The organism is Paenibacillus protaetiae (assembly GCF_004135365.1).
GTDB lineage: Bacteria > Bacillota > Bacilli > Paenibacillales > Paenibacillaceae > Paenibacillus_AP > Paenibacillus_AP protaetiae.
The window spans coordinates 2,210,132-2,235,275 of record NZ_CP035492.1 but is presented as its reverse complement, the minus strand read 5'-3'; the positions used below and the strand labels follow the sequence as shown (position 1 = coordinate 2,235,275).

The window sequence follows — 25,144 nt, the reverse complement described above, 5'->3', positions numbered from 1 at the left end:
AGATTAACTAATTGGATTATTTAGGAGGAAATGGCAAATGACAGTGACTCAAAAATCAATCGACCAGTTGTCGATTGACACAATCCGTACTCTCGCAATCGACGCAATTGAAAAAGCAAACTCGGGCCACCCAGGCATGCCTATGGGCTCTGCGCCAATGGGCTACCAGCTTTTTGCGAAAAACATGAGGCATAACCCGTCTAATCCGACCTGGATTAACCGCGACCGGTTCGTATTGTCGGCCGGCCACGGTTCAATGCTGCTGTACAGCCTGCTGCATCTGTCCGGTTATGATCTGCCGCTTGAAGAACTGCAAAACTTCCGCCAATGGGGCTCTTTGACGCCGGGACACCCGGAGTTTGGCCATACCGCCGGCGTAGACGCAACAACCGGACCGCTTGGACAAGGCATCGGCATGGCGGTCGGCATGGCAATGGCGGAAGCGCATCTTTCCGCTACATATAACCAAAACGGCTTAAATCTGATTGACCATTACACGTACGCGATTTGCGGCGACGGCGACCTGATGGAAGGCATTTCCCACGAGTCTGCTTCGCTCGCCGGCCACTTGCAGCTCGGCAAGCTGGTTGTGCTGTACGATTCCAACGATATTTCCCTGGACGGCGAATTAAACCTTTCGTTCTCCGAGACCGTACAACGCCGTTTTGAAGGTTACGGCTGGCAAGTGCTTCGCGTTCAGGACGGCAACGATCTGGATGCGATCGCCAAGGCGGTTGCTGACGCGCAAGCGGAAAAAAACAAGCCGACGCTGATCGAAGTAAAAACGGTTATCGGCTATGGCAGCCCGAATAAAGGCGGCAAAGGCGGCCATGCTGGCCCGCACGGATCGCCGCTTGGCGCTGATGAAGCGAAGCTGACCAAACAATTTTACGGCTGGCCGGTTGATCAGCCTTTCTACGTGCCGGATGAAGTGCGCGCGCATTTTGCCGAAGTGAAAAAAGCAGGCGAGCAAGCCAATGAAGCGTGGAACCGGCTGTTTGCTGAGTATAAACAAGCGAACCCTGAGCTGGCCAAGCAGTTTGAGCTGGCTATTGCCGGCGACCTGCCGGAAGGCTGGGATGCAGATTTGCCGAAATACGCAGTTGGCGACAAGGCGGTATCGACCCGCGTTGCGTCGGGCAACGCGCTGAACGGCCTTGTGAAAAACGTGCCTCAGCTGGCGGGCGGCTCTGCCGACTTGGAAAGCTCGACCATGACGCATTTGAAAGGGGAAGCGCAATTCAAGCCGGGCAGCTACGCTGGCCGCAACATTTATTTCGGCGTACGGGAATTCGGCATGGCTGCCGCTATGAACGGCATTGCGCTGCACAGCGGCATTAAAGTATTCGGCGGAACGTTTTTTGTATTCACCGACTACCTGCGTCCGGCTGTTCGCCTTGCAGCTATTCAGAAGCTGCCCGTCGTTTATGTGCTGACCCATGACAGCATTGCGGTTGGCGAAGACGGCCCGACGCACGAGCCGATCGAACAGCTTGCTTCGATCCGCATCATTCCAGGACTTACGGTTATTCGTCCGGCTGACGGCAATGAGACGTCCGCTGCTATGGCTTATGCCGTGGAAAATAAAAAAAATCCGGTTGCGCTTGTGCTGACTCGCCAAAACCTGCCGATTCTGGAAGGCACGGTGAGCGGCGCGCGGGAAGGCGTTCGCCGCGGCGCTTATGTCGTATCGGACGCTGCCGGCGGCAAGCCGCAGGCGCAAATCCTGGCAACCGGCTCCGAAGTTCAACTGGCGGTAGCCGCTCAAAAAGCGCTTGCTGAAGAAGGTATTCAGGTTCGTGTCATCAGCATGCCGAGCTGGGATTTATTCGACAAGCAGGATAAAGCGTATAAAGATTCCGTCCTGCTGCCTGAGGTTAAAGCCCGCCTTGCAGTCGAAATGGCGCATCCGTTCGGCTGGCACCGTTTTGTCGGCGACCAAGGCGACGTTCTTGGCATCGAAACGTTTGGCGCTTCGGCTCCCGGCGACCGCGTCATAAAAGAATACGGTTTTACGGTAGACAATGTTGTAAGCAAAGTGAAAGCTTTGCTGTAGCTTTAGCATCAACCGGAGCGCCGCGTTACGGCAGCGGCGTTCCGCTGCATATATCCCATCATACTTCATACACGAGGAGCTATCCGATCATGTCCCAATTCGAAAATGTTACGGCAGTAAAAAAAGCAAATGTTTATTTTGACGGCAAAGTTACGAGCCGCGTTATTATTTTCCCGGACGGCACGAAAAAAACGCTTGGCATTATGCTGCCTGGCGACTATGAGTTTGGTACGGACTCGATTGAAATTATGGAAATTTTGGCCGGCGATCTGAAAGTGCTGCTGCCAGATGAAACGGAATGGCGCCATATCCAAGGCGAAGGCGAGTTTACGGTTCCGGCTAACACGAAATTTAAACTGCAAGTAGCGGAAGTAACCGATTACTGCTGCTCTTATATTTACGAATAAGAATTCCGCAAGGCGAAAGCCTTTGGCCAGACCGGCTGTATAGCCCGGTAAGCCAAAGGCTTTTTTTATTTTTGGGAATTTTGATTCCGCGTATTTGGTTTGCAGCGGAGAACCTGCGTGCCGGGATGTTAGCCGGTCCCCGGGAAAGACCGAGGAGTCTTCAGCTATGTTAAAAGCAGGAAATGGAACGGGGATGGAGTAGTTTTTGTAGAGGGGAAAAATGGGATTGCGGAGGGATGCGTGTGATTAAGCTCGAGACAAGCAGACTGCTGCTCCGTCTATTGCAGCCGGGCGACGGGGAACAGATGGAGGTGCTTATTAATGATCACGATATCGCGAGCACAACGCTTACGATTCCTCATCCATACCCGAAAGGGGCGGCGGATTCTTTTATCCAGTACCGGATGGAGGTTGCGCGCAAGGGCGGCGGATATTCCTTTGGCATATTGGACAAAAGCTCCGGGTCGTTTATGGGCTTAGTCGGTTTGCATATCGACAAGACGCATAACCGTGCAGAGCTTGCTTATTGGCTTGGCAAGCCGTATTGGAATAAAGGCTATATGACAGAGGCGGCGGAACGGGTTGTCCGTTATGCGTTTGACGAGCTGAAGCTGAACCGCGTTTGGGCGGCAGCCATGACCAAAAATCCGGCTTCCACACATGTAATGGCCAAAATCGGGATGCGGCATGAAGGCACATTCCGGCAGCATATTAAGAAATGGGGCGTGTACGAGGACGTAGCGTATTACGGCCTTTTGAAGGAAGATAAAGGCTGATAGCCGAAGCGGTGAAGGGATTAGATAAGTGCCGCAGGATGCGATGGAGAAGCGGATATTGTCGTCGGAGCAGCTGACAGCTTGGAATTTGGAGCGCGTCGGCCAATACGACAACCTGATCCGCTCTGTCATCGAATTAAACCCGGATACGCTAGCGATCGCGGAAGCGCAGCGATTTCTCGTTACCGGCTGGATGCGCTGCTCCGCTTAGGTGATGAGAATTTGAACGATGTTGCGGCGCGTGCCGGCTACCCGTCCATTACGGTCCCCGGCGGTTACGCCGAGGAAGGCGTCATTGCGCCTGGCGGTTATGCGATGAAAGGACCGCAGGGCATTACGTTTATTGGCTCGGCATTCAGCGAGCCGGTGCTGCTGAAGCTGGCTTGCGGCTACGAGCAGGCGACCAAGCGACCAAGCTTCGCCTGGCGCCTGACTTTGACTTTGAACAGGCACTGGCAACCATCCGCAGCGGCATGCAGCAGCAGACAACAGAGCAGCAGAGGCTTTAGCAGCACCAGCAGCACAAGAGGGCTGTCCGATTCAATCGGACAGCCCTCTTGTGCGTAAGCCTGCAGATGATTGCGCTGCACCTTTCTTTCGCGTCTGCTATCCGGCGATGCCGGCTGCCGCAGCAAATCACCCTTGTTTCTTTTACATCAAATAACGCAAATAAATATAAATGCTGCAAATGGCGATAGACAGCAGCATAAGCGGAAAGGCAATTTTTATATAGGCGGCGAATTTGATCGGGTGACCTTCCTTCGCGGCCAGCCCCGCCGTAATCAGATTGGCGCTGGCGCCAATCAAGGTGCCGTTGCCGCCGAGGCAAGCGCCAAGCGACAGCGACCACCACAGCGGCTCCAGATGAATTACCCCCATTTGGCCCATTTCCTGAATCATCGGAATCATCGTCGCGACAAAAGGGATGTTGTCCAGAAATGCGGAGGCGATAGCGCTCATCCACAAAATAAGCATCGAAGTTGCAACCGGATCGCCGCCGGTCCAGCCGATCGCCTCGGAGGCGAGACGCTCAATTACACCTGTCTGCTCCAAGCTGGACACCAGTACAAACAGCCCGGTGAAAAAAAAGATCGTCCCCCATTCCACACGGGTAAGGGCATGCTCCATGGTGCGTTCGCCAGTCAGCAGAAGCAGGATAAAGGCGCCTGCAAGCGCTACGGTGGCGGACTCGAGATGCAAAAACGAATGCAGCACAAAACCAGCCATTGTGAACAGCAGGATAGAACCCGATAGAGCCAGCCGTTTCCGGTCCGTGATCATTCCCGTCAGTTCAAGCTGCATTAACTTTTCCTTATGCTCCGGTGCTGTTCGCAGCTGCTTGCGGAACAGCAGCAAAAACAGCGGGATATGCACGAGCAAAATAACTGTCGCAATCGGCGCCAAATTGTTAATGAACGCCATAAACGTCAGCTCTTTGACGGCGCTGCCGATCATAATGTTGGGCGGGTCGCCGATCAGCGTAGCCGTGCCGCCGATATTGGACGCCATAATTTGCGTAAACAAATAGGGCACAGGACTGACGTTTAGCTGCCTGGCAATGCTGAATGTAACAGGGACAATTAGCAGGACGGTCGTGACATTGTCCAGAAATGCGGAAGCGACAGCTGTTATCAGCATGAGCGCAATCAGGATGCGGACAGGATCGCCTTTTGCTTTTTTGGCGGCCCATAACGCCGCGTAAGCAAATACGCCGGTATCCGCTGTAATATTCACGATTATCATCATGCCGATAAGAAGCCCCAACGTATTAAAATCAATATGGCGGATGGCTTCGGCCTGATCCACGATGCCAAGTGCGATAACGAGTGTGCCGCCTAGCATAGCCACAATCGTGCGGTGAATTTTCTCAGAGATGATCAGCGCGTATACAACCAGAAATATAGCGATGGCATAATAAGCCTGCTGTTCCATTAGCCTTGTTCCCTCCTGAACGTTCCCAATTGTAAAGTATAGCCGAAAAAAAAGAGAAGGAGCCCGTCGATGACAGGCTCCTCCAATGAAACGTGCGTATAAAGTTATAGCTATTATAATCGTCCGCAGGCGGTGTTGTAAAGTTGCGGCGGGGCCTCGCTGCAAGACTGCAGCTCGTCGGCAACCAACTGCCTCCGGGCTTGCGCTGCAGCCGGCTGTACGCCGGCACGGCGGCTATTTTTTCGCCGCTTGCGTGCTTTCGCTGAACTTGCGGCCGGTCCACTGCTCGTACGTTTGGCCGACGCTGCACATATCAAGGCCGGAGAGCCCATCGTTTCGCCGATGACAAACAAGCTTTTGGCCGCTTCCAGCATTGGCGTAGGTACGTTCATGTTGTCCGACAGCACGGAAGACAGCTTCAGGTCCTTCAGCATAAGCGCCAGCGAGAACTGGACATCGTAGTTGCCCGTAAGCAGCTTGTCGCCCTTCAGCTCCGCCTGCTTGCTGCCGGCGCTGCCTGCTTTGACCAGCTCGAGGAACGCCTGCCCGTCCAGGCCGCCGCTTGTTGCGATGGCGAGGCCTTCGGACAAGGCTGCAATGTTGATGCCCACGATCGTATTATGTGCCAGCTTCGCTACAGCTCCGGTACCGTTCAGGCCCATCGGAATGATTTTGGTGCCCATCGCGTTCAGCACATCCATGGCGCCGCCCAGCGTATCCGAATCGCCGCCAACCATAAACACGAGCGTACCGGCATCGGCTGCCGGCTTGCTGCCCGTAACCGGTGCGTCCAGAAACTTCCCGCCGCGCTGTTCGACGCTGTTCGCGAGCTCGCGCGCCAGAGACGGCGAAATCGTGCTGCTGTCGATGACGATCACGCCGGGCCGCACCGCTTCCAGTACGCCTTTGCCGCCGTAATAGACTTCACGGATCGCATCGTCGTTGCTGATCATCGTAATAATTACATCCGCATCGCGCCCGGCATCGGCCGCGGAAGCCGCTTCTTTGGCGCCAAGCTTCACCAGCTCGTCCGCTTTGCCTGCGGTGCGGTTATAGACGGTAACGTCAAATTGTTTTTGAATCAGATTGGCCGCCATGCCGTAACCCATAACGCCAAGCCCGATAAATCCGATTTTTTTCATCGCAAATTTGCCTCCCTTATTCATCCCAAACATGCCTGTACAAGTTCTATGTATTCCCCGATCAAGATGCAGGTAACTGTGCAGTCTCCCTGCGGGGCAATAGCAGCCATTCGCAAAAAGCTTTACGTGCTTTAATGCCATAAAGGATGTTTATCTTTATTATAAAGTTTCTTCATCGATATTTCATCGTGTAAAAACTTGTTTTTAATGTTCAAATTCGATATTCTTATTGAAGCGCTAAAACAGAGGATAGGTGCCCATACTACAATATATGCCAAATGGAGGTTAATTACCCAATGAGCAAAACAGTTCAATTCGACTACAGCAAAGCGCTCTCTTTTGTTGGCCAGCATGAAATCGACTATTTCGCTGAACCAATCAAGGCTGCGCATGAAATGTTACATAAAGGAACGGGAGCAGGATCCGACTACCTCGGCTGGATCGACCTTCCGGTTAACTACGATAAAGAAGAATTCGCACGCATTCAGAAGGCTGCTGCCAAAATCCAAGGCGACTCCGAAGTGCTGGTTGTAATCGGCATCGGCGGCTCTTACCTTGGCGCGCGCGCTGCTATCGAAATGCTGTCGCATTCGTTCTACAACGTTTTGCCAAAAGAAGAACGCAAAACGCCTCAAGTATTTTTCGCAGGCAACAACATCAGCTCCACGTACGTAACGCACCTGCTGCAAGTGCTGGAAGGCCGCGACTGGTCGATCAACGTTATCTCCAAATCCGGCACAACGACGGAGCCTGCTATCGCATTCCGCGTGTTCCGCGAAGCGCTGGAGCAAAAATACGGCAAAGAAGAAGCACGCAAACGCATCTACGCAACGACAGACAAAGCAAAAGGCGCTTTGAAAAAGCTTGCAACGGAAGAAGGCTACGAGTCCTTCGTCATTCCGGATGACGTAGGCGGCCGCTACTCGGTGCTGACAGCTGTAGGCCTTCTGCCTATCGCAACGGCTGGCATCGACATCGAAGCAATGATGAAAGGCGCTGCTGACGCTCGTGATGCTTACAGCAACCCTAACGTTGCCGAGAACGAAGCTTACCAATACGCTGCAGCCCGCAACGCGCTGTACCGCAAAGGTAAAGTAACGGAAATTCTCGTGAACTACGAACCAAACCTGCACTTCGTGTCCGAATGGTGGAAACAGCTGTTTGGCGAAAGCGAAGGCAAAGACTATAAAGGCATCTATCCGGCTTCCGTCGATTTCTCGACTGACCTTCACTCGATGGGCCAATTCATCCAAGAGGGCAACCGCAACATCTTCGAAACGGTTATCCAAGTGGGTGAGGTTGCCGAGCATATTACGATTGGCCATGACGAAGACAACCTGGACGGCTTGAACTTCCTGACTGGCAAAACGATGGACTTCGTCAACAAAAAAGCGTTCCAAGGCACATTGCTTGCGCATACGGACGGTCAAGTACCTAACTTTATCGTAAACATTGCCGACATGACGCCTTACACGTTCGGCTACCTTGTATACTTCTTCGAGAAAGCTTGCGGCATCAGCGGTTACCTGTCGGGCGTGAATCCGTTCGACCAACCGGGCGTTGAAGCATACAAAACGAACATGTTTGCGCTTCTGGGCAAACCAGGCTTCGAGAAAGAAAAAGCCGAGCTGGAAGCTCGTCTGTAATAAGCCGACAGCTTATGCATAAGCAGCGGCGCTTTGGCAGGAACGGTCCATCGGCCGGCTTCCCGCCGAGCGCCGCTTTTTTTATAATAATGACACCTATGCCACACGCTATCATTGCCAAAGGCCGGTCACGGCAGAAAGTTTGGATTGTGGCATAAGTATGAACTTATGGGAGAGGAAAGCTGATGAATCTGGTCCGCTACCGCACGATCAGGCAAGAGGGAACGGAAGAAGTTGTTATTAAAAAATCCCGTTTTATCGGGCATGCGAAGCCGGTTGAAACCGAAGAGGAAGCGATCGCTTTTATCGAGGAAATCAAACGGCAGCACCGGAGCGCCACCCATAACTGCTCGGCTTATCTTGTTGGCGAGCGCGACCAGTTCCAGAAAGCGTCCGACGACGGCGAGCCAAGCGGCACGGCGGGCAAACCGATCCTGGAAGTGATCAAAAACAAAGGGCTTAAGAACGTCGCCGTTGTCGTTACCCGTTATTTCGGCGGCATTATGCTTGGCGCAGGCGGCTTAGTGCGCGCGTATACGGACGGTGCGGTAGCCGGCATTGAAGCGGCTGGCGAAATTGTGCGTGTGCTGCACCGAGAGGTGTACGTGGACGTCGATTATACGTGGTACGGCAAGCTGGAAAATGAGCTGCACGGCCGTGCCGTACGGGTAGGCGGAACGGATTTTACCGACAGGGTTATCGTCCGGTGCCTGCCTGAAGAGCCGGAAGCGGATGCTTTTATCGCGTGGATGACCGATCTGACGCAAGGCCAAGCTGTTCTGAGCAAAGGCGATAGCGTCTATTATATTGAAGGGGAATAGCAGGGGAACGCCCGCAGGCCATACAGCCTGCGGGCGTTTTTTCGCATTCCAATATGTGGAAATAAGGCTTCCATACGTTACTAATTTTAGGATTGACGGGTGCACCATGCATCTGTTAAATTAAAAATACCTAGTAATATAATAGGAATTATACAGTTGATACGGTTTGCCCCACGGCTCGAGCCGACGGTCTGGAGGTTAAGTCACAAGTGAACGCATTGTTTCGCAGCCGCAAATGGCATTTTGGGTTCCGCGGCGCAGTCATGCTGTATTTTATCATCCTTATCGTTTGTCCTATTATTGGCATTTATACACAATCTTTCTCGGCAGGCTGGAACCCTTTCTGGGAAAGCATTGCCGACCCTCTTGCTTGGAAATCCGTTCTGCTCACAGTTAAACTGGCGGTTATTTCAACGGTCGTTAACATCCTGCTTGGCACGATGATTGGCTGGGTGCTTATCCGCTACCGTTTTCCCGGCAGAAGCCTGCTGAACAGCCTCGTTGATTTGCCGTTTGCTTTGCCGACAGCCGTCGGCGGCTTAATGATTCTTCTTCTGCTTGGTCCGCGCAGCTGGTTTGGCAAGATGGGGCTGGAGATTGTATTTCATGAACCGGCTATTGTGATTGCGATGGTGTTTGTCACTTTCCCGTTTGTCATTCGCGGCGTCCAGCCGCTGCTGGAGGAGCTTGACCGTTCGGAGGAGGAAGCGGCCTACACGATGGGCGCAACCAAAGCGCTTACGTTTGTCCGCATTGTACTGCCTTCCATGCTGCCGGGTATTATAAGCGGCGCTATGCTTGCTTTTTCCCGGGCGCTTGCCGAATTTGGCGCGGTGGTGCTTGTAGCCGGCAATATCCCCGGCAAAACCCTTATCGCTTCCGTTTATATTTATGGCCAGATTGAAAGCGACAATCCGCAAGGCGCGGCAGCCGTATCCGTATTGCTGCTGACGTTTTCATTTCTTATTTTATGGACCGTTAACCTTCTGCAGGCAAGGAGGAGCGGCCAATGAGAAAGCTGTGGATTGCCTTAACGTATATCGTCTTTTTGCTGCTTCTTATTATTCCTCTCCTTAAAATATTCACAAGCTCCTGGTCGGAAGGCTGGGATGGTTTTATAAACGGGCTGGCGCGCCCGGAAGCGCTGCATGCTTTAATGATGACCGGCATTATTGTGGTGATCGTAACCGTTATTAATACATTGTTCGGCGTGATGCTGGCTGTTTATCTCGTCCGCGCCGCCTGGCTCTCCTCCCGTTGGAAAAGACTGCTTAACAGTATCGTCGATTTGCCCTATGCGGTCTCGCCGGTGATCGGCGGTTTGATGATTGTGCTGCTGCTTGGTCCGGACACTGCAGCCGGTTCGCTTCTGAACCAAGCGGGCATCCCGATTGTTTATGCGCTTCCCGGCATGGTCATCGCGACCTTGTTCGTAACCTTCCCGCTCATGGTGCGCGAGGTGATGCCGGTATTGCAAGAAATCGGGTCCCAGCAGGAGGAAGCGTCTACGATGCTGGGAGCTTATCCGTGGTATACGTTCTGGAAAGTGACCTGGCCGTCGATCCGCTGGGGCGTCATTTACGGCGTTGTGCTTACAGTGGCCCGGACGCTTGGCGAATTTGGCGCCGTGCTGGTCGTATCCGGCAATATTATCAACAAAACGCAAACTGCTACGACGCTGGTTTATCAGGATGTAGAGAACTTTAATGTCGTGGCCGCCAACGTAGTGGCGTTAGTGCTTGCGGCATTTTCCGTAGGACTGCTGCTCGTCATGGAATGGGCAAAAAAACGAAAGGAAGTGCACTAGCCATGCATATTGAGGTCCGGAATTTGAACAAAAGCTTCGGCGACTTTCACGCGGTGCGTGACGTCAGCTTTCAAATTGAAAAAGGCCATCTGATTGGCCTGCTTGGCCCAAGCGGAGGCGGCAAAACGTCCATACTGCGTATGCTCGCAGGGCTGGAGACGCCTACATCCGGCGATATATTGTTTCACGGGCGGCGCGTGAACGACTTGCCCCGCAGGAGCGGGGAATCGGGTTTGTGTTTCAAAACTACGCGTTGTTCAAGCATATGACCGTTTACGATAATATCGCTTTCGGGCTGAAGGTGAAGAAGAAATCGAAAGAGCAAATCCGCGAGCGGGTCATGTCGCTTGTGGAATTAACGGGCCTCAAAGGTTTCGAGCACCGTTATGCCCATCAGCTGTCCGGCGGCCAGCGGCAGCGTGTCGCTTTCGCCAGGGCGCTTGCGCCGGAGCCGCAGCTGCTGCTGCTCGACGAGCCGTTTGCGGCGATTGACGCCAAAATCCGCACCGAGCTGCGGACCTGGCTTAAGGAAATGATTGAACGGGTTGGCATTACGTCGATCTTCGTCACACATGACCAGGACGAAGCAATTGAAGTAGCAGATGAAATTATGATTATCAGCAAAGGCCAGTTGGAGCAAAAGGGGACGCCGTGGGATATTTACAAAAACCCGGAGACGCCTTTTGTGGCGAGCTTTATCGGCGAATCCGCCATCGTGGAGGACGTTGCGAAGCTGAGAGGTTTCGAGCACACGGCCGGCGACGGCATTAAAGCACTTGTCCGCCCGGAATATATCGAGGTCGGCAAACCGGGCGAAATCCGGCTGGCTTCCGCAGCCATGGACGGCATTGTGAAGCATGTCCACTTCCGCGGCAGCGAGTGGCTGGTGGAACTGGAGGCAAACGGTGTCAAGCTGATGACATATCGTTCGCTGGAAAGCGAAGTGCTGCATCCGAACGAACCGGTCAGCATTTTGCTGCATCGCGCTTATCTGTTTAATGATCATAAAAGCTGGGTGGAAGAAAATCGGCTGAAAGAAGATCCGATGCCTATTTATATTTAACAGCTGCAGTGCTGTTTATGGCGCCCGTTGGCAAGCAGGCCGAGTCTGCTTGCCAACGGGCGTATATCCGGAGGTGCACATAGTTGAAATTGAATCGGTTTACAAGCCGGAGAACAGCGGTCCTCCTGCTTTCCGCGGTTCTGCTGTTTGCAGCAGCAGGCTGTTCCGGGGACAAGCAGCAGAACGGGAGCGCCGGAACCGGATCTACCGCGCAAAGCGGCGATGTGAAGCTTGTAATCGGAGCGTATTCGGTTATGAAGGATGCATTTGGCGTATTGTTGCCGGCTTTTCAGCGCAAATGGCTGCAGGAGACCGGACAGAAGGTGGAGTTTCAGCAGTCCTATGATGCGTCAACTACTCAGGCCAGAGCGATTGTAGGCGGTTTTGAAGCGGATGTTACGATGCTGGCGATGGAAGGCGATTTGGATAAAATAAGCGATGCCGGTTTAATTACGCATGACTGGAAAGTAGGGCCTTATAACGGGATGATTACCCGCTCCATTGTTGTATTAGGTACCCGTCCCGGCAATCCGCTTCATATCCGCGACTGGAACGACCTGGCGCGCAAAGGCGTCAAAGTGCTGTATCCGAACCCGCAAACCTCAGGCGGCGCGCAATGGGACATTAATGCGATATACGGCGCGGGACTGAAGCAGTCCGAAGCGGAAACCGGCCGTAAAGACACGGCGTATGCGAAAGCATTCCTGAAATCCGTTAACGCCAACGTCGAGTCGATGGACAAAAGCGGAAGAGCTTCGATGGCGGCCTTCGAATACGGCGTGGGAGACGTTATCGTCACTTACGAGAATGAGCTGCTTGCCCGGATTAAGCAAGGCGTGAGTTACGACATTGTTGTGCCAAGCTCCTCGATGCTGATCGAAAATCCGGCTGCTGTCATTGACGCCAATGTCGACAAGCATGGCACACGCAAAGTGGCTGAAGCGTTTCTCGCCTACTTGCAAAGCGAAGAAGCGCAGCGCGTGCTGGCCGACTACGGCTTCCGCCCGGTCAACGAACAGGTGGCGAAGGAAACCGCCGGCAAGTTCAAAGATCCGGCCGATCTGTACGATATTTCGTATCTTGGTGGCTGGCCGGCTGTCAGAGATTTGCTCTATAGCAAAAAAGGCGTTTGGTACCAGGTGCTGGCCGGCATTTGAAGGCTGTCACACACAGTCCGCCGGCGATGCGGAGAGCATAGGCTTTGGCTGAAGCTTTGACTGAAAACGGTGAAGGAAAAAAGCTGTTCCAGCTCGAATGGCGAGAGCTTTATGCTCTGCACGGCCATTCAATGCCGGAACAGCTTTTTTTATTTCACTGCATACTGATTACGCTCTTAACGAATATTAACGGGCAACCAGGACAGGAATAGCCGTATGATGCAGCACGCCATGGCTTACGCTGCCAATAAGCAGACGGTTAATGGCGCCGCGGCCATGGGAACCGATAATGATCAGGTCGGCTTTTTCCTTATCCGCGATGCGGCATATCGTTTGCACAGGATTGCCTTTCGCGTTCAGGAAGGTAACGCGGTCTTCCAAACCTTTTAATTCAGCAAACAGCTTTTTCTCCAGTTCGGAGACATAGTTTTTTTCAGCTTCGTCCATTTCTTGCGGAATAATCATGCCGGGAGGCAGCGTAGTTAAGTTATCGGTTACATAAACGGCAGTCAGTGTAGCTTTCGGGAACGCTTCCAGCATCTTGCGAGCGGATACCACCGCTTTTTTGGAATCGTCAGAGCCGTCTGTTGCCAGCAAAAATTTGTTCATCAGGTCGTCCTCCTGTACATGGAATGTTGTACATATATGTATTATACAACATTTTGGACGGAAACCGAACCGCCTTCATAAATTGGTTAACGCGGCTCCCGGTTCCTGTAGGTGTTATTTCTGGTTAAGCACAAACTTTTCAATGACATGGCGGACGCCGTCTTCGTTGTTGGTTAAGGTCACATAATCCGCGATTTCTTTCAGCGCGGGAATGGCATTGCCCATGGCGACGCCAAGCCCTGCCGCTTCAATCATTTCATGGTCGTTCCAGGCGTCGCCGATTGCGATAGTTTCCTCCAAGGTACAGCCGATATGCGCCGCCAGAAAACGAAGGGCATGCCCTTTAGTGCCTTCCTTGTGCATAATCTCGAGATAGTGCGGCTTGGATTTCGTAATATGCGTCCGGTCGCCGATCAGTGCCTTCAGCTCTACCGCAAGCTCATCCAAATAGGAAGGCTCATCGATTATGAGCATTTTAGGTGTCGGCAGCTCGATCAGCTTATTGTAATCCGGTTCTACCACATAAGGGATATTCGTTAATGTGGAATATTTTTTGATTTTGTCATTGTGTTCTTTGGCATACAAAATATCATCCGTATACAGTTGCAAATGAAGCCCGCGCTGCTCGGTAAATGCAAACAGCTCCTTCGCCGCATCCTGCGGCACGTAACGTTCATAAAGCACTTTGCCGTCGAGCAGCGTTTTCACAAGCGCTCCCTGGTACGTAATGATCGGGACGTTCAGTTCGATTTGCCGCGCAATTTTTTGTGCGGATGCAAACATGCGCCCGGTTGCAAGCGTAACGGTGACGCCTCGTTGAATGGCACCCGCGAGCGCCTGCTTTTGCTGCTCAGATACGGATAAGTCATCGCGAAGCAGCGTATCATCTACATCAATGGCGATCAGTTTGTACATGCTTGTTGTCCTCTCCCTCATCGTTCAGCTAGGCCAATTGTAGCGGAATTCATAAGCCCGTTCAAGCTGAAGGAGGAAATCATTGGCATATATCGTGCGCTGTTAGGAAGCGCCATTCGCAGCGTGGAGAGCGGAGCGCGGGCTGCATACAGGCATCTTCCCAAAATTAGCGGCTGAACACGCATTTGAGCTATAATAACGCATAGGGCTCGTCATTTATTGCATTTATTACATATGGGAGATGAAACCATGAACGGTATGATAAAAGAAAAAGCCAGGCAAAACCGGACCGCGCTTGCCGTTATCGGTGCGGCTGTTTGCGTGATCATCGGGTTTATTTTGTGCTGGCTGTTAATGACGTATAAGTATCCCATGCTGAAGGAGCCCGCTTTTCAAAATTTCACGGCTTCCTATCATCAGGTGATGAACGATTATTTGGACGGGGCTAAAGCGGAAGATTTAATTAACGGCGCTTCCGAAGGGATGCTGGCTTCGCTGGGCGATCCTTATTCCAAATATATGTCCGGAGAGCTTGGAGAAGCTTATACGCAAGGTTATAAGCCGGATTTTAGCGGCGTTGGCGCCGAGGTAAGTCAAGAAGGAACGAAGTTTGTTATTCAAAAGGTAGTGAAAGATACACCGGCGGAGAAGGGCGGCGTGCTGCCGTACGATGTCATCACCGCCGTAGACAACACCCCGGTGGAAGGCAAAACGCTGCAGCAGCTGACCGACATGCTGCGCGGCGAAAAAGGGACTAAGGTGAAGCTGACGCTTCAACGGCCGAAGGCGGAGAAGCCGGTCGAAATCGAGCTTACCCGGGATACGATTCCTGTTGTGACGGTCACCTCCGAGATGCTGCCGGGCGGCATCGGGCATGTGACGATTTCCAAATTTGCCGATAAAACCGCTGATGAATTTAATCAAGCTATTGATGAGCTGCAAAAGGACCAGCCGCTGAAAGGTCTGCTGCTGGATCTGCGCTCGAATCCGGGCGGCTTGCTTACTCCGACAATTGATATTGCGAACAAGCTGGTGCCGAAGGGCAAAGAAATTGTTCAAGTTGTCTACAAGGACGAGAAGAAGGTTTATACGTACAAGTCGAATCAAAAACAGCCGTGGACGGTTCCGATTGTAGTGCTTGTGAACGGACAGTCGGCCAGCGCCAGCGAAGTGCTGACGGCGGCGCTAAAGGAATCTGCCGGAGCAAAAGTGATCGGCGAGAAGACATTTGGCAAAGGCATCGTGCAGCAATTCCGCCAATTCAAGGACGGATCGGTGCTCAGTTTGACGGAAGCACAGTGGAAATCGCCTAACGGCGAATGGATTCATAAAAAGGGCATTGAGCCGGATGAAACGGTGAAGCTGCCGGATTACGCTTATTTGCCGTATATTTCGGGTACGGACTTGAAGCAGGGGGCGTACGGCGATGATGTGAAAACCATCCAGACGCTGCTCAGCTTGCTAGGTTATTCGCCGGTTGGCGATGCCGGTTATTTCAGCGGACAGACGGCGGATGCGCTTCGTGCGTTCCAGGCGGCGGAAGGCCTTGACCGAACCGGCGTCTATGACAGCGCCACTGCTCATACGTTAATGGATACGATGCAGCAGAAGCTTAAACAGGAAGACACCCAGCTGCAGCAAGGCCTAAAAGAGCTGGAGAAGTAGCGGTCGTATACAGCAGATCCGCAACGTATGCGGGTATGGCTGGGCTGCGCTGCCGGATCCAAGCTGCAGCCCGGCTATAAGTTTAAAATAAGGCGTTCCTTCGCATTTCGCGGCGGAACGCTTTATTTGATGGCCAAGCCGGCTGCGCGCAGCCGCTTCAGAAAACAATAGGCACATCTATCCGGATGGGATATAATTAACGAATACCCAATATTTTACTTGGATAGGGGTTGTCATTATGTTTTTTGTTGTGCAGCGTTACGTGGGTTATGCTTGTATCGCATTAGGCGTTTTATTAAGTTTTTCGGGGAATTTGACTTACTTGCTGCTAAGCCTCGCCGGATTTGTTCTCGTATCCCTTGGTTCGATAGCGGAATCAGCGCAATGGCTGTATGTGCACCAGTCCGGCATGCCGCTGAAGATGAACCAGGTGCAGATGCTGATTTCCCGGGCGCCCAAATTCAGCCTTTATTCGAATAGCTTGACGCTGCAGTCCGCCCGCGGTTTCGGCGCCGGCGAATATTCTATCGTCCGGCTGAATAATGAAAACTACATTCGGGTGCGCCCGTTTGTCCAATATGTAAAGCAGGACGGGCGGGAATACACCTTTTCTTTTCCGGGAATGAAGCCATTTACGAAGGAATGCGCTTTTGCTTACCATGCGGGAGTGGAGTTGTTTGGTTATCAGGATCAGGCTTACATCCGGATAGACAGCCTTGGATTAGACTTCCATCTGAAAGGTGATCAAGCTTATTTTGAAGTGAAGGAATCGGACGGCTTGACGTCATAAGGACAAAAGCAATACGGAACGGGAAATTTAATAAAGAAGCTTCTAAACCGCACAAGGCGTTTAGAAGCTTCTTTGCGTTACTCATAATCAACGATAGGATACGGATTTCTTATTTGGCCAGCAGTGCGGAAATATCGCTTAACTCCAGCAGCTCGTCTTCGGTCAGCCGGAAGTTCATCGCCTCGGCGATTTCGCGGGCATGATGGGGCTTGGAGGCGCCAGGGATAGCAAACACCGTATCGCCTTGCGAATGGATAAGCCAGTTCAGCGCGATTTGCGTTGGCGATACATCATACAAATCAGCCAGCTGTTCCAGCTGGTCGATGAGCGGCTGCGTTCTTTTCAGCACAGACGGCTTGATGCCGCCTGCCCGTTTCCGCAGCGGGGACAGCTCGGACAGCAGCTCGGCGTTTTTATGAAACTTGCCGGTCAGCAGCCCTTGTTCAAGCGGACTGTAGGCAATGATGGCGCAGCCAAGTTCCCGGGCTGCCTGCAGCACACCGTTCCGTTCAATCCGCCGGTCCAGCAGGTTATATTTCACCTGATTGGAAGCGAGCCGGAGCCCGAATTGGCGCAGCGTGCGGTCCGCCTCGTACATTTGCTTTGCGGAAAAATTGCTTACGCCGATGTGGCTTATTTTACCTGCTTCCGCCAGCTTCGCCATCTGCTTCATCTCGCTGGATACTTTCGAGAAGGAGAACGGCTGATGGATCTGGTACAAGTCGATTGGACGCCCCTGCAGCTTTTGCAGGCGGATGTCGATGGTTTTCGGTATATGGGATGCGCTGCGCAGGAGCGGCCACCATTTGGTTGCAATGCTGGCTCCGGCGCTTAGCGGCTCCAGCTTGTTTAAAGCGGCTGCAAGCACCCGCTCGGATTCGCCGCCTCCGTAAGCTTCGGCAGTATCAAACCAGTTGACGCCGCCTTCAAGGCTCAGCTTGATGATTTGCTGCACAAGCTCTTCTTCCAGCGGCGACCAATATTTGCCGATCAGCCCTTTGCCGCTGCTAAACTGCCAAGTCCCAAGGCCAAGAGGAGACAGCAGCATATTTGTAGGTCCAAATGGACGTGTTACCAACTAATATTCCTCCTTTAATCGAATCATGATACGAAGAGGCTTGTCTATATTTATCAATATCGGCGTACGACTATTGTAACAGATTTTGCATCGCAATTACCTATTGTTTCCTGTAAAAGCAGCTGTGAAAAAGGAAGAGACCTCCGCCGTTTTGCCGCGGTAATAGGCGGGCGAGCTGATGTACAGCTCCTCCATGGCACGGGTGACGGCGACATAGGCAAGGCGCCGCTCTTCTTCAACCGCGTCATTCGCCTCCTGGTGGACGGCGCGGTCACGGTTTTTGGCGGCGGATAATGCCGAGCTGTGCGGTAAAATGCCTTCTGATGCACCGGCTAGAAATACTACCGGAAATTCCAGCCCTTTCGCTTTATGAATGGTCATGAGCGATACGGCATGATGTGAGCCGCCTTGCTTCAAGCGGGTTTTCATCTGCTCATGCCGCTCGCCGATTTCGTCGATAAAGGCAAGAAAAGCGTCCACCCGTTCGAAGCGGGCCGCCGCCGCTTCCAGCTCATCAAGCATTTCTTTTAATGTTTCTTTATGCTCGGTCTGCTGCGCTATCGATTTGCCCATATCCAAATACTGATCGTAGAAACCGCTCCGCAGCAGGCGTACCGCTTCCTTAGGCTTCATCGTTTCCAAAGAGCGGATCAGCTTGATCCGTTCTTTGATTTTGTCCTGATGGAACGATTTCAAAAGCGGATAACGCGTCAGATGAATAAGCGGATATTTTTTGGCTTTAAGTTTCTCCTGCTCCCGGATAAAAGCCATCGCCTGGTCGCGGTTGACATACAGCGTCGGAGCCATCTCGGCCATGGCGTCAAAATCGCGGCGGTTCACTGACAGCCGCAAGTGGGCGATCAGCGGTTTAATAACGCCGTATTCGTAAAACGAATCGCGGCTGCCATAGTCGATAAACGGCACCTGCCGGATGACCAGCTGATCGAACAGCGCGCGGCTCCCGCTGGCACAGCGGTACAATACGGCGAAATCGCCGTATGCGCGTTTGCCTTCCTGCTGCAGCCTGACGATTTCATTCACGATCAGCTCCGCTTCATCATCAGCAGACTTAGGCCGGGCAAACAGCGGCAGCGGCCCGGCTGTCTTGGCTGCCAGCAGCGTCTTTTCCCTCCGCTTCCGGTTCAGCTTGATCACAGCGTTGCCAAGCGCAATAATGCCGCCGCCCGAGCGGTAATTGACATCCAGCACGACCTGTTTGGCTTCCGGGTAGCGGTGCTCGAAATTTAATATATATTCGCCTCTTGCACCGTTAAACGAATAGATCGTCTGGTCGTCGTCGCCTACAGCCATGAAGTTGCGGTGGCGCTCTGCCAGCATCGTAATGAGCTCGTATTGCACCCGGTTAGTATCCTGAAATTCGTCCACCATAATATAGCGGTACCGGTTTTGCAGCGATTGCAGCAGTTTGTCCTCGCGCTGTAACAGCCGGTATGCTTCCAGCAGCATGTCATCGTAATCCATCAGCTGCTGCTCCGATTTCCATTCCTCGTATTTCAGCAATATCGCCTTGACGTTGTAGTCATCGCTGGATTTATCCGGCAAAGCTTCAAGATCCGCCAATTGCATTTTATAAGACGAAAGCAGCGCAATTAAGGTTTCCGGCTGGAATTTCTCTTCCAGCCCCCGCTCGCGGAGCAGCCGCTTAAATATAAACAGCTTACGGGCATCGTCGCCCAGAATAGCCTGTTTAAAGCCGCTCCGGCGAAGGAGCAGCAGGCAAAACGAATGGAACGTACGGGCTTCGATCCGTTTGGCCGCGGAAGGGCCGATCATCGGCATGCGGCCGATTCTCGCCTGCATTTCGTCGGCGGCTTTTTTCGAGAAAGTGACAAGCAGCAGCCGCTCCGGATCAACCTTGGCATGGGCGAGCAAGTAGGCGGTCCGGCTTGCAAGGACGGATGTTTTGCCGGAGCCTGCGCCAGCGAGCGTAAGAAGCGGCCCGTCCAAGTGGCGTACCGCTTCGATCTGGCTTTTATTCAGTTTCATGCCGCCGGCTTCCAAAGCACGGAAAAAATCGGCGTCCCGCTCACGGCTGCTCACAAGCTCCACGCTTGTTTGGGCTGAAGCCCTGGGAGCCGCCAGCAGCGGTTCCTTGCGCACGCCAATCGGCGTTCTATAATAATGTTTCATTAACTATCACCTGTTTGAAATCGCTAGTATGGGTATATGTGCTGGAAAAAGACCAACAATCATTATACCATGATAAATAGAAACGTCTTGAATAAAATAAAAGGAAATAAAGGTTTCTGCCGTAAACGGAGGGGTTTCACCATGATTGTACAAGCGGAAAAGAAAGATGCCAAAGCCGTTATCGCCTTAATGTATGAGGCGATCGGCAGCGCAATTGCCCGGTCTTTGACCGGCGCTGAACACGATGACGAAGCGCTTGCTGCGCTGGAGCAGCTGTTTGCCGAGGAAGGAAACCGGATCAGCTACCGGCATGTGCTGGTTGATAAACGGGAAGGGCAGATCGCAGGCATGCTGCTCAGCTATTCCGGCGACGAAGCAGCCGAGCTGGACAAGCCGCTGGCAGAGCGGGCGATGCGGCGGACGGGAGCCAAGGAATACGCCATCACGCAGGAAGCGGCGGAAGGCGATTATTATTTGGACGCTATTGCAGTAGATGCCGCATACCGGGGCCAGGGCATCGCATCGGCGCTTATAGCGGCGTTTGAGAATAAAGCCGCCCTGCTTGGTTACTCGCGCGCGACGCTTATCGTAGAGCCGGATAATGCCAAAGCGCGAGCGTTATACACGCGGCTAGGCTATAAGCCGGAAGGCGAGATTGTGGTCAGCGGCAAGCGTTTCGGCCGCATGGTCAAGTTCGTGCTGCCGGCTTGATGCGCATGGGATGCGCAGGCATGCTTTAGAGATTGAAGACTGAAGAAGATTGAAGCGGCAATGGAGAAGAAGGTTCCGGATAAGACTGGATAAAATCGAACGAATGTTGCTCCGGCGGTCTCTCCTAATGAAAAATGCAGCAGATTCCACTCCTAATCGCGTCAAGCGATTCAGGCGAATCTGGCTGCATTTTGTTCATTATAAGCGGCTGCTGCAAGCTTAAGCTTCCGGGTCGCCATACGGCAAGCCGTTTATATAATAGCTGTCTTCCCGGTACGTGCGGAACGCCACCTCAATATCGGCTTCGCCCAGCTTCAGCAAATGGCGGGTTACCGTTTCAGCAAAGGCGTTCCTGGTATCGCTCCCCCGTTCAAACCAGGCCACTTCAACAAACAAATAGGCGGTTTCTTGTTCCGGTGCGCCAAACACGACCGTACAATTGGCAATTTCCATCGTAAAATTATCTGTGCCGCATTGGCACAGAGCGGCAAGCTCTTCCGCCATCGGTTCGCATACGGCGTGCAGCTTGTCGGCGGCAATTCCTTTAAACAATAGGTGAGGCATTAACGTTGTCTCCTTTTTGAGCTGATCTAATCTGCTTCACTTTAATACTATAACCAGGTTCAAAAGTTTCGCTTTGCTGTTTTTTTGCAAACAGGCTGCCGCTGGCACCTGTCAAGTGGTATGCTATAAGCATATCTCCTGTAACCTATAACGGAAAGCGGAGGCGACCACTTCATGTTTACGTTGAAGGAAAAGCAATATATGCTTGAGCTGCTCAAAAAAAACCAGCGCCGTTCAATGTTTGGAGCTAAAACCTTGCCGCCGGAACATGACAGGCTGGTGGATAAGCTGGAGCAAATGATCCGTAACGAGCTGGTGAACGGCAGGCATTAGCTGCCCGGCAGGAGTGCCGCCAAGGCCTATAACCGGCTATCGGTTAAGCCCGGTTAACGCAGCAGCTGTTTCAGTGCGTCATCCAGCTGCCCATATTGAAATTCAAACTGCTCCTGCAGCAGTTTATCCGGCAGTACCCATCTGCTTTTCAAAATAAGCTCGGTTTCGGTCCCAATCGCCCAGGCGCCTGCTTCCAGCATCCATGCTGCTGCCGGCAGCCCCCAGCGCCGGTTCAAATGTTTCCGCAGCAGCCGCATCAGCTCCCGGTTTGGAACGGGATTGGGCGCCGCGCAGTTAATTGCGCCGCTTAAAGAGTCATTTTGTTGAATAAACCGGATGATCCGGTATACATCCTCGATATGGATCCAGCTGAACATTTGCTTGCCGCTTCCTTGCGGCCCGCCAAGCCCCGCCTTCACCAGACGGCGGTATGGCGTCAGAACGCCGCCCTCCCGAGCACAATCGCAATACGCAGCGACACTTGCCTTGTATGAGGCAAATCAAAATCAAAAAACGACTGCTCCCATGCTTTGGCGACATCAACCGAAAAACCAGTGCCTATCTCGCCGTCTTTTTCCGTCATCGGCCGGTCTTCGGCATGCCGGTATATGGTCGCCGTGCTTGCATTCAGCCATAGCGGAGGCGGATTATCGCAGGCGGCAGCCGCTTCGCCTAGCGCCGTAGTAGTCCATGTGCGCGAATCCATAATTTCTTGCTTGTTTGCCGCCGAATAACGGCAGTTTACAGATTTGCCGGCCAGATTGATCAGCATATCCGCGCCGTTCACCGCTTTGATCATTCCGTCTTTTTGGTCCCAATTGATATGTCCGGGCTGCCTGGATATTAGCACAACCTCATAGCCATGCGCCCTGAACTTCTCCTGCAAATAAACACCAACAAATCCGGTTCCGCCGGCTAAAACGATTTTTCCATTTTTCATGTTTGCTCCCTCTTTCTATTCATTTGAACCTCCAGTTAAAATATTTGCGGCAGTACTATGCAATCATAGAGGAGCAGCATCTCTATAATTGTGGTAAAATGGTATAAAATAGCATTTTATTCGAATGGAGGCTGGAATATGGACAAAGCACAGCACCCTGCCCTTAAACTGTACAGCTATCATGTATGGGCGAACGACAAGTTGTTCGGAAGGCTGCGCGAGCTGCCGCATGAGGTGTACACGCAGGAGCTTACCAGCATTTTTCCGACGATTGAAACGGTGATGAAGCATATGTATACAACCGATTTGATGTGGCTGGAAGTAATGAAAAATACACCGTTCCCGGAAGTGGTCGCCTATGTGCAGAGGCTGAGGGAAGAGGCGGTTTCTGCCGGTTTTGAGGAGATGGAAGAACGTTTCAAACATGGTGCCGGATTGTACGAAGATTTTTTGGGCGGCAGCGATTTGGACAAGCCCATTACGGTTACGCATCCGCAATACGGGGCTTTGGAGACGAGGCTGTCGGAGCTTGTCCAGCATGTCGTGAACCATGGCACTTACCACCGGGGCAACGTTGCGGCAATGATCCGGCAGCAAGGTCATGCCGGCGTATCGACGGACTATGTTTTTTATATATACGAGCAATAGATGGAAAAAGTTTCTTGCGAATGAATAGAAGCGCCTTGCGGAACGCTGGTTGAACAGGTTCCGCAAGGCGCTTCTATTCATTCGGCCGCCCGGCAGCAAGCGTGAAGCGGGAGCCGCTTCGCTTTACACGGCGGCAGCATAGCGGTACTCTATTATTTGAGGTTTTTTTAGGCAAGGCATAAACGGCCCGCTGCCGGATATGCGGTCAGGATAGGAGACAGAGGCTAATGGACTTGAAACCACATGGGCTGATCAGCCAATCGGAAAGTTATTCGGAACTAAACGGCAACGTGCTTGTTATGGTTTCCGTCGAAGCGGAACGCGAGGCCGTGCTGCGCGGCCTGCAGGGCAACAGCCGCTTCGAGGTGCGGCTGGCCGGCGTCGGCATGGCGCTGGCGGCGGCCAATACCGCATTTGCGCTTGCCGCTGCGGACAACTGCGGCCTGGTCATCTCTGCAGGCATTGCCGGCGGTTTTGCCGGACAAGCCGCCATCGGCGACATTGTAGTGGCGACAGACATCGTCGCGGCCGATCTTGGCGCAGAGTCGCCGGACGGCTTTTTGCCGCTGGACGAGCTGGGCTTCGGCAGCTGCCGCGTGCCGGTTCCCGCGGCGCTTGCCGCCCGTGCCGCAGCTGCTTTGCAGGCGGCTGGTATGCCGGCGAAGGCCGGTCCGGTGCTTACGGTCGCGACGGCGACCGGCACGGCCGAGACAGCCCTTCGGCATGCGGCGCTTGTTCCCGGCGCTGCTGCCGAAGGCATGGAAGGCTACGGCGTTGCGGCGGCAGCACAGCAAGCCGGGCTGCCGGCCATGGAGGTGCGGGCCGTTTCCAACGCCGTTGGCCCGCGCGATAAAGCCGCGTGGCGCATAAAAGATGCGCTGAACGCGCTTGAACAAGCTTTTGCCATTTTAACGGAGGTGCTTTAACGATGAATATTGCCTTTTCCCCGTGTCCAAACGACACTTTTATTTTCCATGCCTTGACGCATGGGCTTGTGCCCGGTGCGCCGGAGTTTGACGTTACGTTTGCCGATATCGACATTACCAACCATCTTGCGGCAGCCAAAGAAGGGCCGGAAGTGATGAAAATTTCGTACGCTGCGCTGCCATGGGTGCTGGACGATTACGCTTTGCTTCCATGCGGCGGCGCTTTAGGCCGGGGCTGCGGCCCGCTTGTGCTCACCCGAAGCGGCATCGAAGGGCAAGGCGATCCGGCATCGCTGGCCGGCAAGCGGATTGCCGTTCCAAGCGAGCGCTCAACCGCTTATTTGCTGTTCCGGTTATGGGCGGCGCAAAACATTCCCGGCGGCGCAGGCGAAATTGTCGTTATGCCTTTTGATGAAATTATGCCGGCGGTCCGCGACGGCCGGATGGATGCCGGGCTTGTTATCCACGAAGCGCGGTTTACGTACCAGAACTACGGCCTTGCTCTGATGGCCGATATGGGCAACTGGTGGGAATCCGACACTGGGCTGCCGATCCCGCTGGGCGCGATCATTGTGCGGCGAACGGCGGATATTGACCGCGAGGCGCTGACGGGATGGATCCGCAATTCGGTGGAATATGCGTGGAAACATCCGGAAGCCTCCCGCGAGTATGTGCTGAGCCATGCGCAGGAAATGTCTCCTGAGGTAGCTCAGGCGCATATTAATCTGTACGTCAACGACTTTTCTGCCGATTTGGGCAAAGACGGCTATGCGGCCATTGAAGCGCTGCTTGGACGCGCTGCGGCGGAAGGGCTTGTGCCGTCCTTTGATCTGGCTGCGCTGAGAAGCTAGAAGGAACCGCCAGCCTGTATAGTGCCGCAGCCCGTTATGAAAGGGCATGTATTGCAAAAAAAGGCAGCCGGCGGCTGAACGAAGCGCCCCCATCGTTGGTGATTGGGGAGGGGCGGCGTTCAGCAACCGGCTGCCTTTTTTTTATTTTGATATAAC

24 protein-coding genes and 3 pseudogenes are annotated in these 25,144 nt (G+C 53.2%); 19 read left to right on the top strand and 8 right to left on the bottom strand.

Translation table 11 applies throughout. The features are described 5' to 3' along the window. The first annotated feature begins 37 nt into the window (after positions 1-37). From tkt to ET464_RS10275, 5 genes and pseudogenes are all read left to right on the top strand, one after another. Positions 38-2,056, top strand: coding sequence for a transketolase (gene tkt, locus ET464_RS10290; RefSeq protein ID WP_129440616.1), 2,019 nt, complete (start codon positions 38-40; stop codon positions 2,054-2,056). Positions 2,057-2,145: 89 nt separating this feature from the next. Next, a complete protein-coding gene (gene ppnP, locus ET464_RS10285; protein ID WP_129440614.1) occupies positions 2,146-2,463 on the top strand; it encodes a pyrimidine/purine nucleoside phosphorylase in 318 nt (105 codons plus the stop codon). A 242-nt stretch (positions 2,464-2,705) separates the two neighbouring features. After that, complete coding sequence (locus tag ET464_RS10280; protein WP_244226489.1) at positions 2,706-3,239, top strand: GNAT family N-acetyltransferase; 534 nt, start codon at positions 2,706-2,708, stop codon at positions 3,237-3,239. Positions 3,240-3,267: 28 nt separating this feature from the next. Further along, positions 3,268-3,450, top strand: a complete 183-nt coding sequence (locus ET464_RS19815; protein WP_165279849.1) for a hypothetical protein — start codon at positions 3,268-3,270, stop codon at positions 3,448-3,450. After that, positions 3,426-3,647 (top strand): annotated as a pseudogene (locus tag ET464_RS10275) (amidase); the annotation flags it as partial. The gene ET464_RS19815 and the pseudogene ET464_RS10275, both read left to right, overlap by 25 nt. A 243-nt stretch (positions 3,648-3,890) precedes the next feature. Here ET464_RS10275 and ET464_RS10270 read toward each other — a convergent pair. Continuing rightward, positions 3,891-5,171, bottom strand: a complete 1,281-nt coding sequence (locus tag ET464_RS10270; RefSeq protein ID WP_129440610.1) for an ArsB/NhaD family transporter — start codon at positions 5,169-5,171, stop codon at positions 3,891-3,893. Positions 5,172-5,284: 113 nt separating this feature from the next. Next, positions 5,285-6,313 carry an NAD(P)-dependent oxidoreductase gene (locus ET464_RS10265; RefSeq protein WP_341869689.1) on the bottom strand — a complete coding sequence of 343 codons (1,029 nt, stop codon included), beginning with the start codon at positions 6,311-6,313 and terminating at the stop codon, positions 5,285-5,287. A gap of 296 nt (positions 6,314-6,609) precedes the next feature. Between ET464_RS10265 and ET464_RS10260 the strand changes: the two genes are divergently transcribed. From ET464_RS10260 to ET464_RS10235, 7 genes and pseudogenes are all read left to right on the top strand, one after another. Next, positions 6,610-7,959: a glucose-6-phosphate isomerase gene (locus tag ET464_RS10260; protein ID WP_129440608.1), complete on the top strand. Its 1,350-nt coding sequence runs from the start codon at positions 6,610-6,612 to the stop codon at positions 7,957-7,959. Positions 7,960-8,144: 185 nt separating this feature from the next. Continuing rightward, a complete protein-coding gene (locus tag ET464_RS10255; protein ID WP_129440606.1) occupies positions 8,145-8,780 on the top strand; it encodes a YigZ family protein in 636 nt (211 codons plus the stop codon). A gap of 263 nt (positions 8,781-9,043) precedes the next feature. Then, entirely contained in the window at positions 9,044-9,793 is a 750-nt protein-coding gene (cysT, locus tag ET464_RS10250; RefSeq protein ID WP_425271766.1) for a sulfate ABC transporter permease subunit CysT, read from the top strand. Further along, entirely contained in the window at positions 9,790-10,587 is a 798-nt protein-coding gene (locus ET464_RS10245) for a sulfate ABC transporter permease subunit (RefSeq protein WP_129440602.1), read from the top strand. Before cysT ends, ET464_RS10245 begins: the two co-directional genes overlap by 4 nt. Further along, positions 10,557-11,011 (top strand): annotated as a pseudogene (locus ET464_RS20870) (sulfate/molybdate ABC transporter ATP-binding protein); the annotation flags it as partial. The gene ET464_RS10245 and the pseudogene ET464_RS20870, both read left to right, overlap by 31 nt. A 108-nt stretch (positions 11,012-11,119) precedes the next feature. Beyond that, positions 11,120-11,650, top strand: a complete 531-nt coding sequence (locus tag ET464_RS20865; RefSeq protein ID WP_425271765.1) for a TOBE domain-containing protein — start codon at positions 11,120-11,122, stop codon at positions 11,648-11,650. An 89-nt stretch (positions 11,651-11,739) separates the two neighbouring features. After that, positions 11,740-12,807 (top strand): sulfate ABC transporter substrate-binding protein, encoded by a 1,068-nt coding sequence (locus ET464_RS10235; protein WP_425271764.1) that lies wholly within the window; start codon positions 11,740-11,742, stop codon positions 12,805-12,807. A 186-nt stretch (positions 12,808-12,993) separates the two neighbouring features. On the opposite strand, the gene ET464_RS10230 is transcribed toward ET464_RS10235, so the two are convergent. Both ET464_RS10230 and ET464_RS10225 read right to left on the bottom strand, forming a co-directional pair. Beyond that, the gene (locus tag ET464_RS10230; protein ID WP_129440598.1) at positions 12,994-13,416 is read right to left on the bottom strand and encodes a universal stress protein; all 423 of its coding nucleotides are present in this window, start codon (positions 13,414-13,416) and stop codon (positions 12,994-12,996) included. Between the two features lie 114 nt (positions 13,417-13,530). Next, positions 13,531-14,331, bottom strand: a complete 801-nt coding sequence (locus ET464_RS10225; protein ID WP_129440596.1) for a Cof-type HAD-IIB family hydrolase — start codon at positions 14,329-14,331, stop codon at positions 13,531-13,533. Positions 14,332-14,580: 249 nt separating this feature from the next. Here ET464_RS10225 and ET464_RS10220 point away from each other — a divergent pair, with 249 nt between their 5' ends. Next, positions 14,581-15,996, top strand: a complete 1,416-nt coding sequence (locus ET464_RS10220; RefSeq protein WP_129440594.1) for a S41 family peptidase — start codon at positions 14,581-14,583, stop codon at positions 15,994-15,996. 238 nt (positions 15,997-16,234) lie between these two features. Beyond that, positions 16,235-16,786, top strand: coding sequence for a hypothetical protein (locus ET464_RS10215; RefSeq protein WP_129440592.1), 552 nt, complete (start codon positions 16,235-16,237; stop codon positions 16,784-16,786). Between the two features lie 109 nt (positions 16,787-16,895). On the opposite strand, the gene ET464_RS10210 is transcribed toward ET464_RS10215, so the two are convergent. Next, positions 16,896-17,864: an aldo/keto reductase gene (locus tag ET464_RS10210; protein WP_341869688.1), complete on the bottom strand. Its 969-nt coding sequence runs from the start codon at positions 17,862-17,864 to the stop codon at positions 16,896-16,898. Positions 17,865-17,960: 96 nt separating this feature from the next. Then, on the bottom strand, positions 17,961-20,015 hold the full coding sequence (locus ET464_RS10205; protein ID WP_129440590.1) for an ATP-dependent helicase: 2,055 nt from the start codon (positions 20,013-20,015) through the stop codon (positions 17,961-17,963). Positions 20,016-20,156: 141 nt separating this feature from the next. On the opposite strand from ET464_RS10205, the gene ET464_RS10200 reads away from it, so the two are divergent. Then, positions 20,157-20,726 carry a GNAT family N-acetyltransferase gene (locus tag ET464_RS10200; protein WP_129440588.1) on the top strand — a complete coding sequence of 190 codons (570 nt, stop codon included), beginning with the start codon at positions 20,157-20,159 and terminating at the stop codon, positions 20,724-20,726. Positions 20,727-20,945: 219 nt separating this feature from the next. Here ET464_RS10200 and ET464_RS10195 read toward each other — a convergent pair whose 3' ends face one another. Then, positions 20,946-21,290: a DUF1904 family protein gene (locus tag ET464_RS10195; RefSeq protein WP_129440586.1), complete on the bottom strand. Its 345-nt coding sequence runs from the start codon at positions 21,288-21,290 to the stop codon at positions 20,946-20,948. Positions 21,291-21,464: 174 nt separating this feature from the next. Between ET464_RS10195 and ET464_RS19810 the strand changes: the two genes are divergently transcribed. After that, the gene (locus ET464_RS19810) at positions 21,465-21,623 is read left to right on the top strand and encodes a hypothetical protein (protein WP_165279968.1); all 159 of its coding nucleotides are present in this window, start codon (positions 21,465-21,467) and stop codon (positions 21,621-21,623) included. Between the two features lie 53 nt (positions 21,624-21,676). Here ET464_RS19810 and ET464_RS10190 read toward each other — a convergent pair. Further along, positions 21,677-22,563 (bottom strand): annotated as a pseudogene (locus ET464_RS10190) (TIGR01777 family oxidoreductase). A gap of 138 nt (positions 22,564-22,701) precedes the next feature. On the opposite strand from ET464_RS10190, the gene ET464_RS10185 reads away from it, so the two are divergent. From ET464_RS10185 to ET464_RS10175, 3 genes are all read left to right on the top strand, one after another. After that, positions 22,702-23,211: a DinB family protein gene (locus ET464_RS10185; RefSeq protein ID WP_129440584.1), complete on the top strand. Its 510-nt coding sequence runs from the start codon at positions 22,702-22,704 to the stop codon at positions 23,209-23,211. A gap of 227 nt (positions 23,212-23,438) precedes the next feature. Further along, a complete protein-coding gene (locus tag ET464_RS10180) occupies positions 23,439-24,137 on the top strand; it encodes a futalosine hydrolase (RefSeq protein ID WP_129440582.1) in 699 nt (232 codons plus the stop codon). A 2-nt stretch (positions 24,138-24,139) separates the two neighbouring features. Further along, positions 24,140-24,988, top strand: coding sequence for a 1,4-dihydroxy-6-naphtoate synthase (locus ET464_RS10175; protein ID WP_129440580.1), 849 nt, complete (start codon positions 24,140-24,142; stop codon positions 24,986-24,988). Positions 24,989-25,144: the final 156 nt, after the last annotated feature.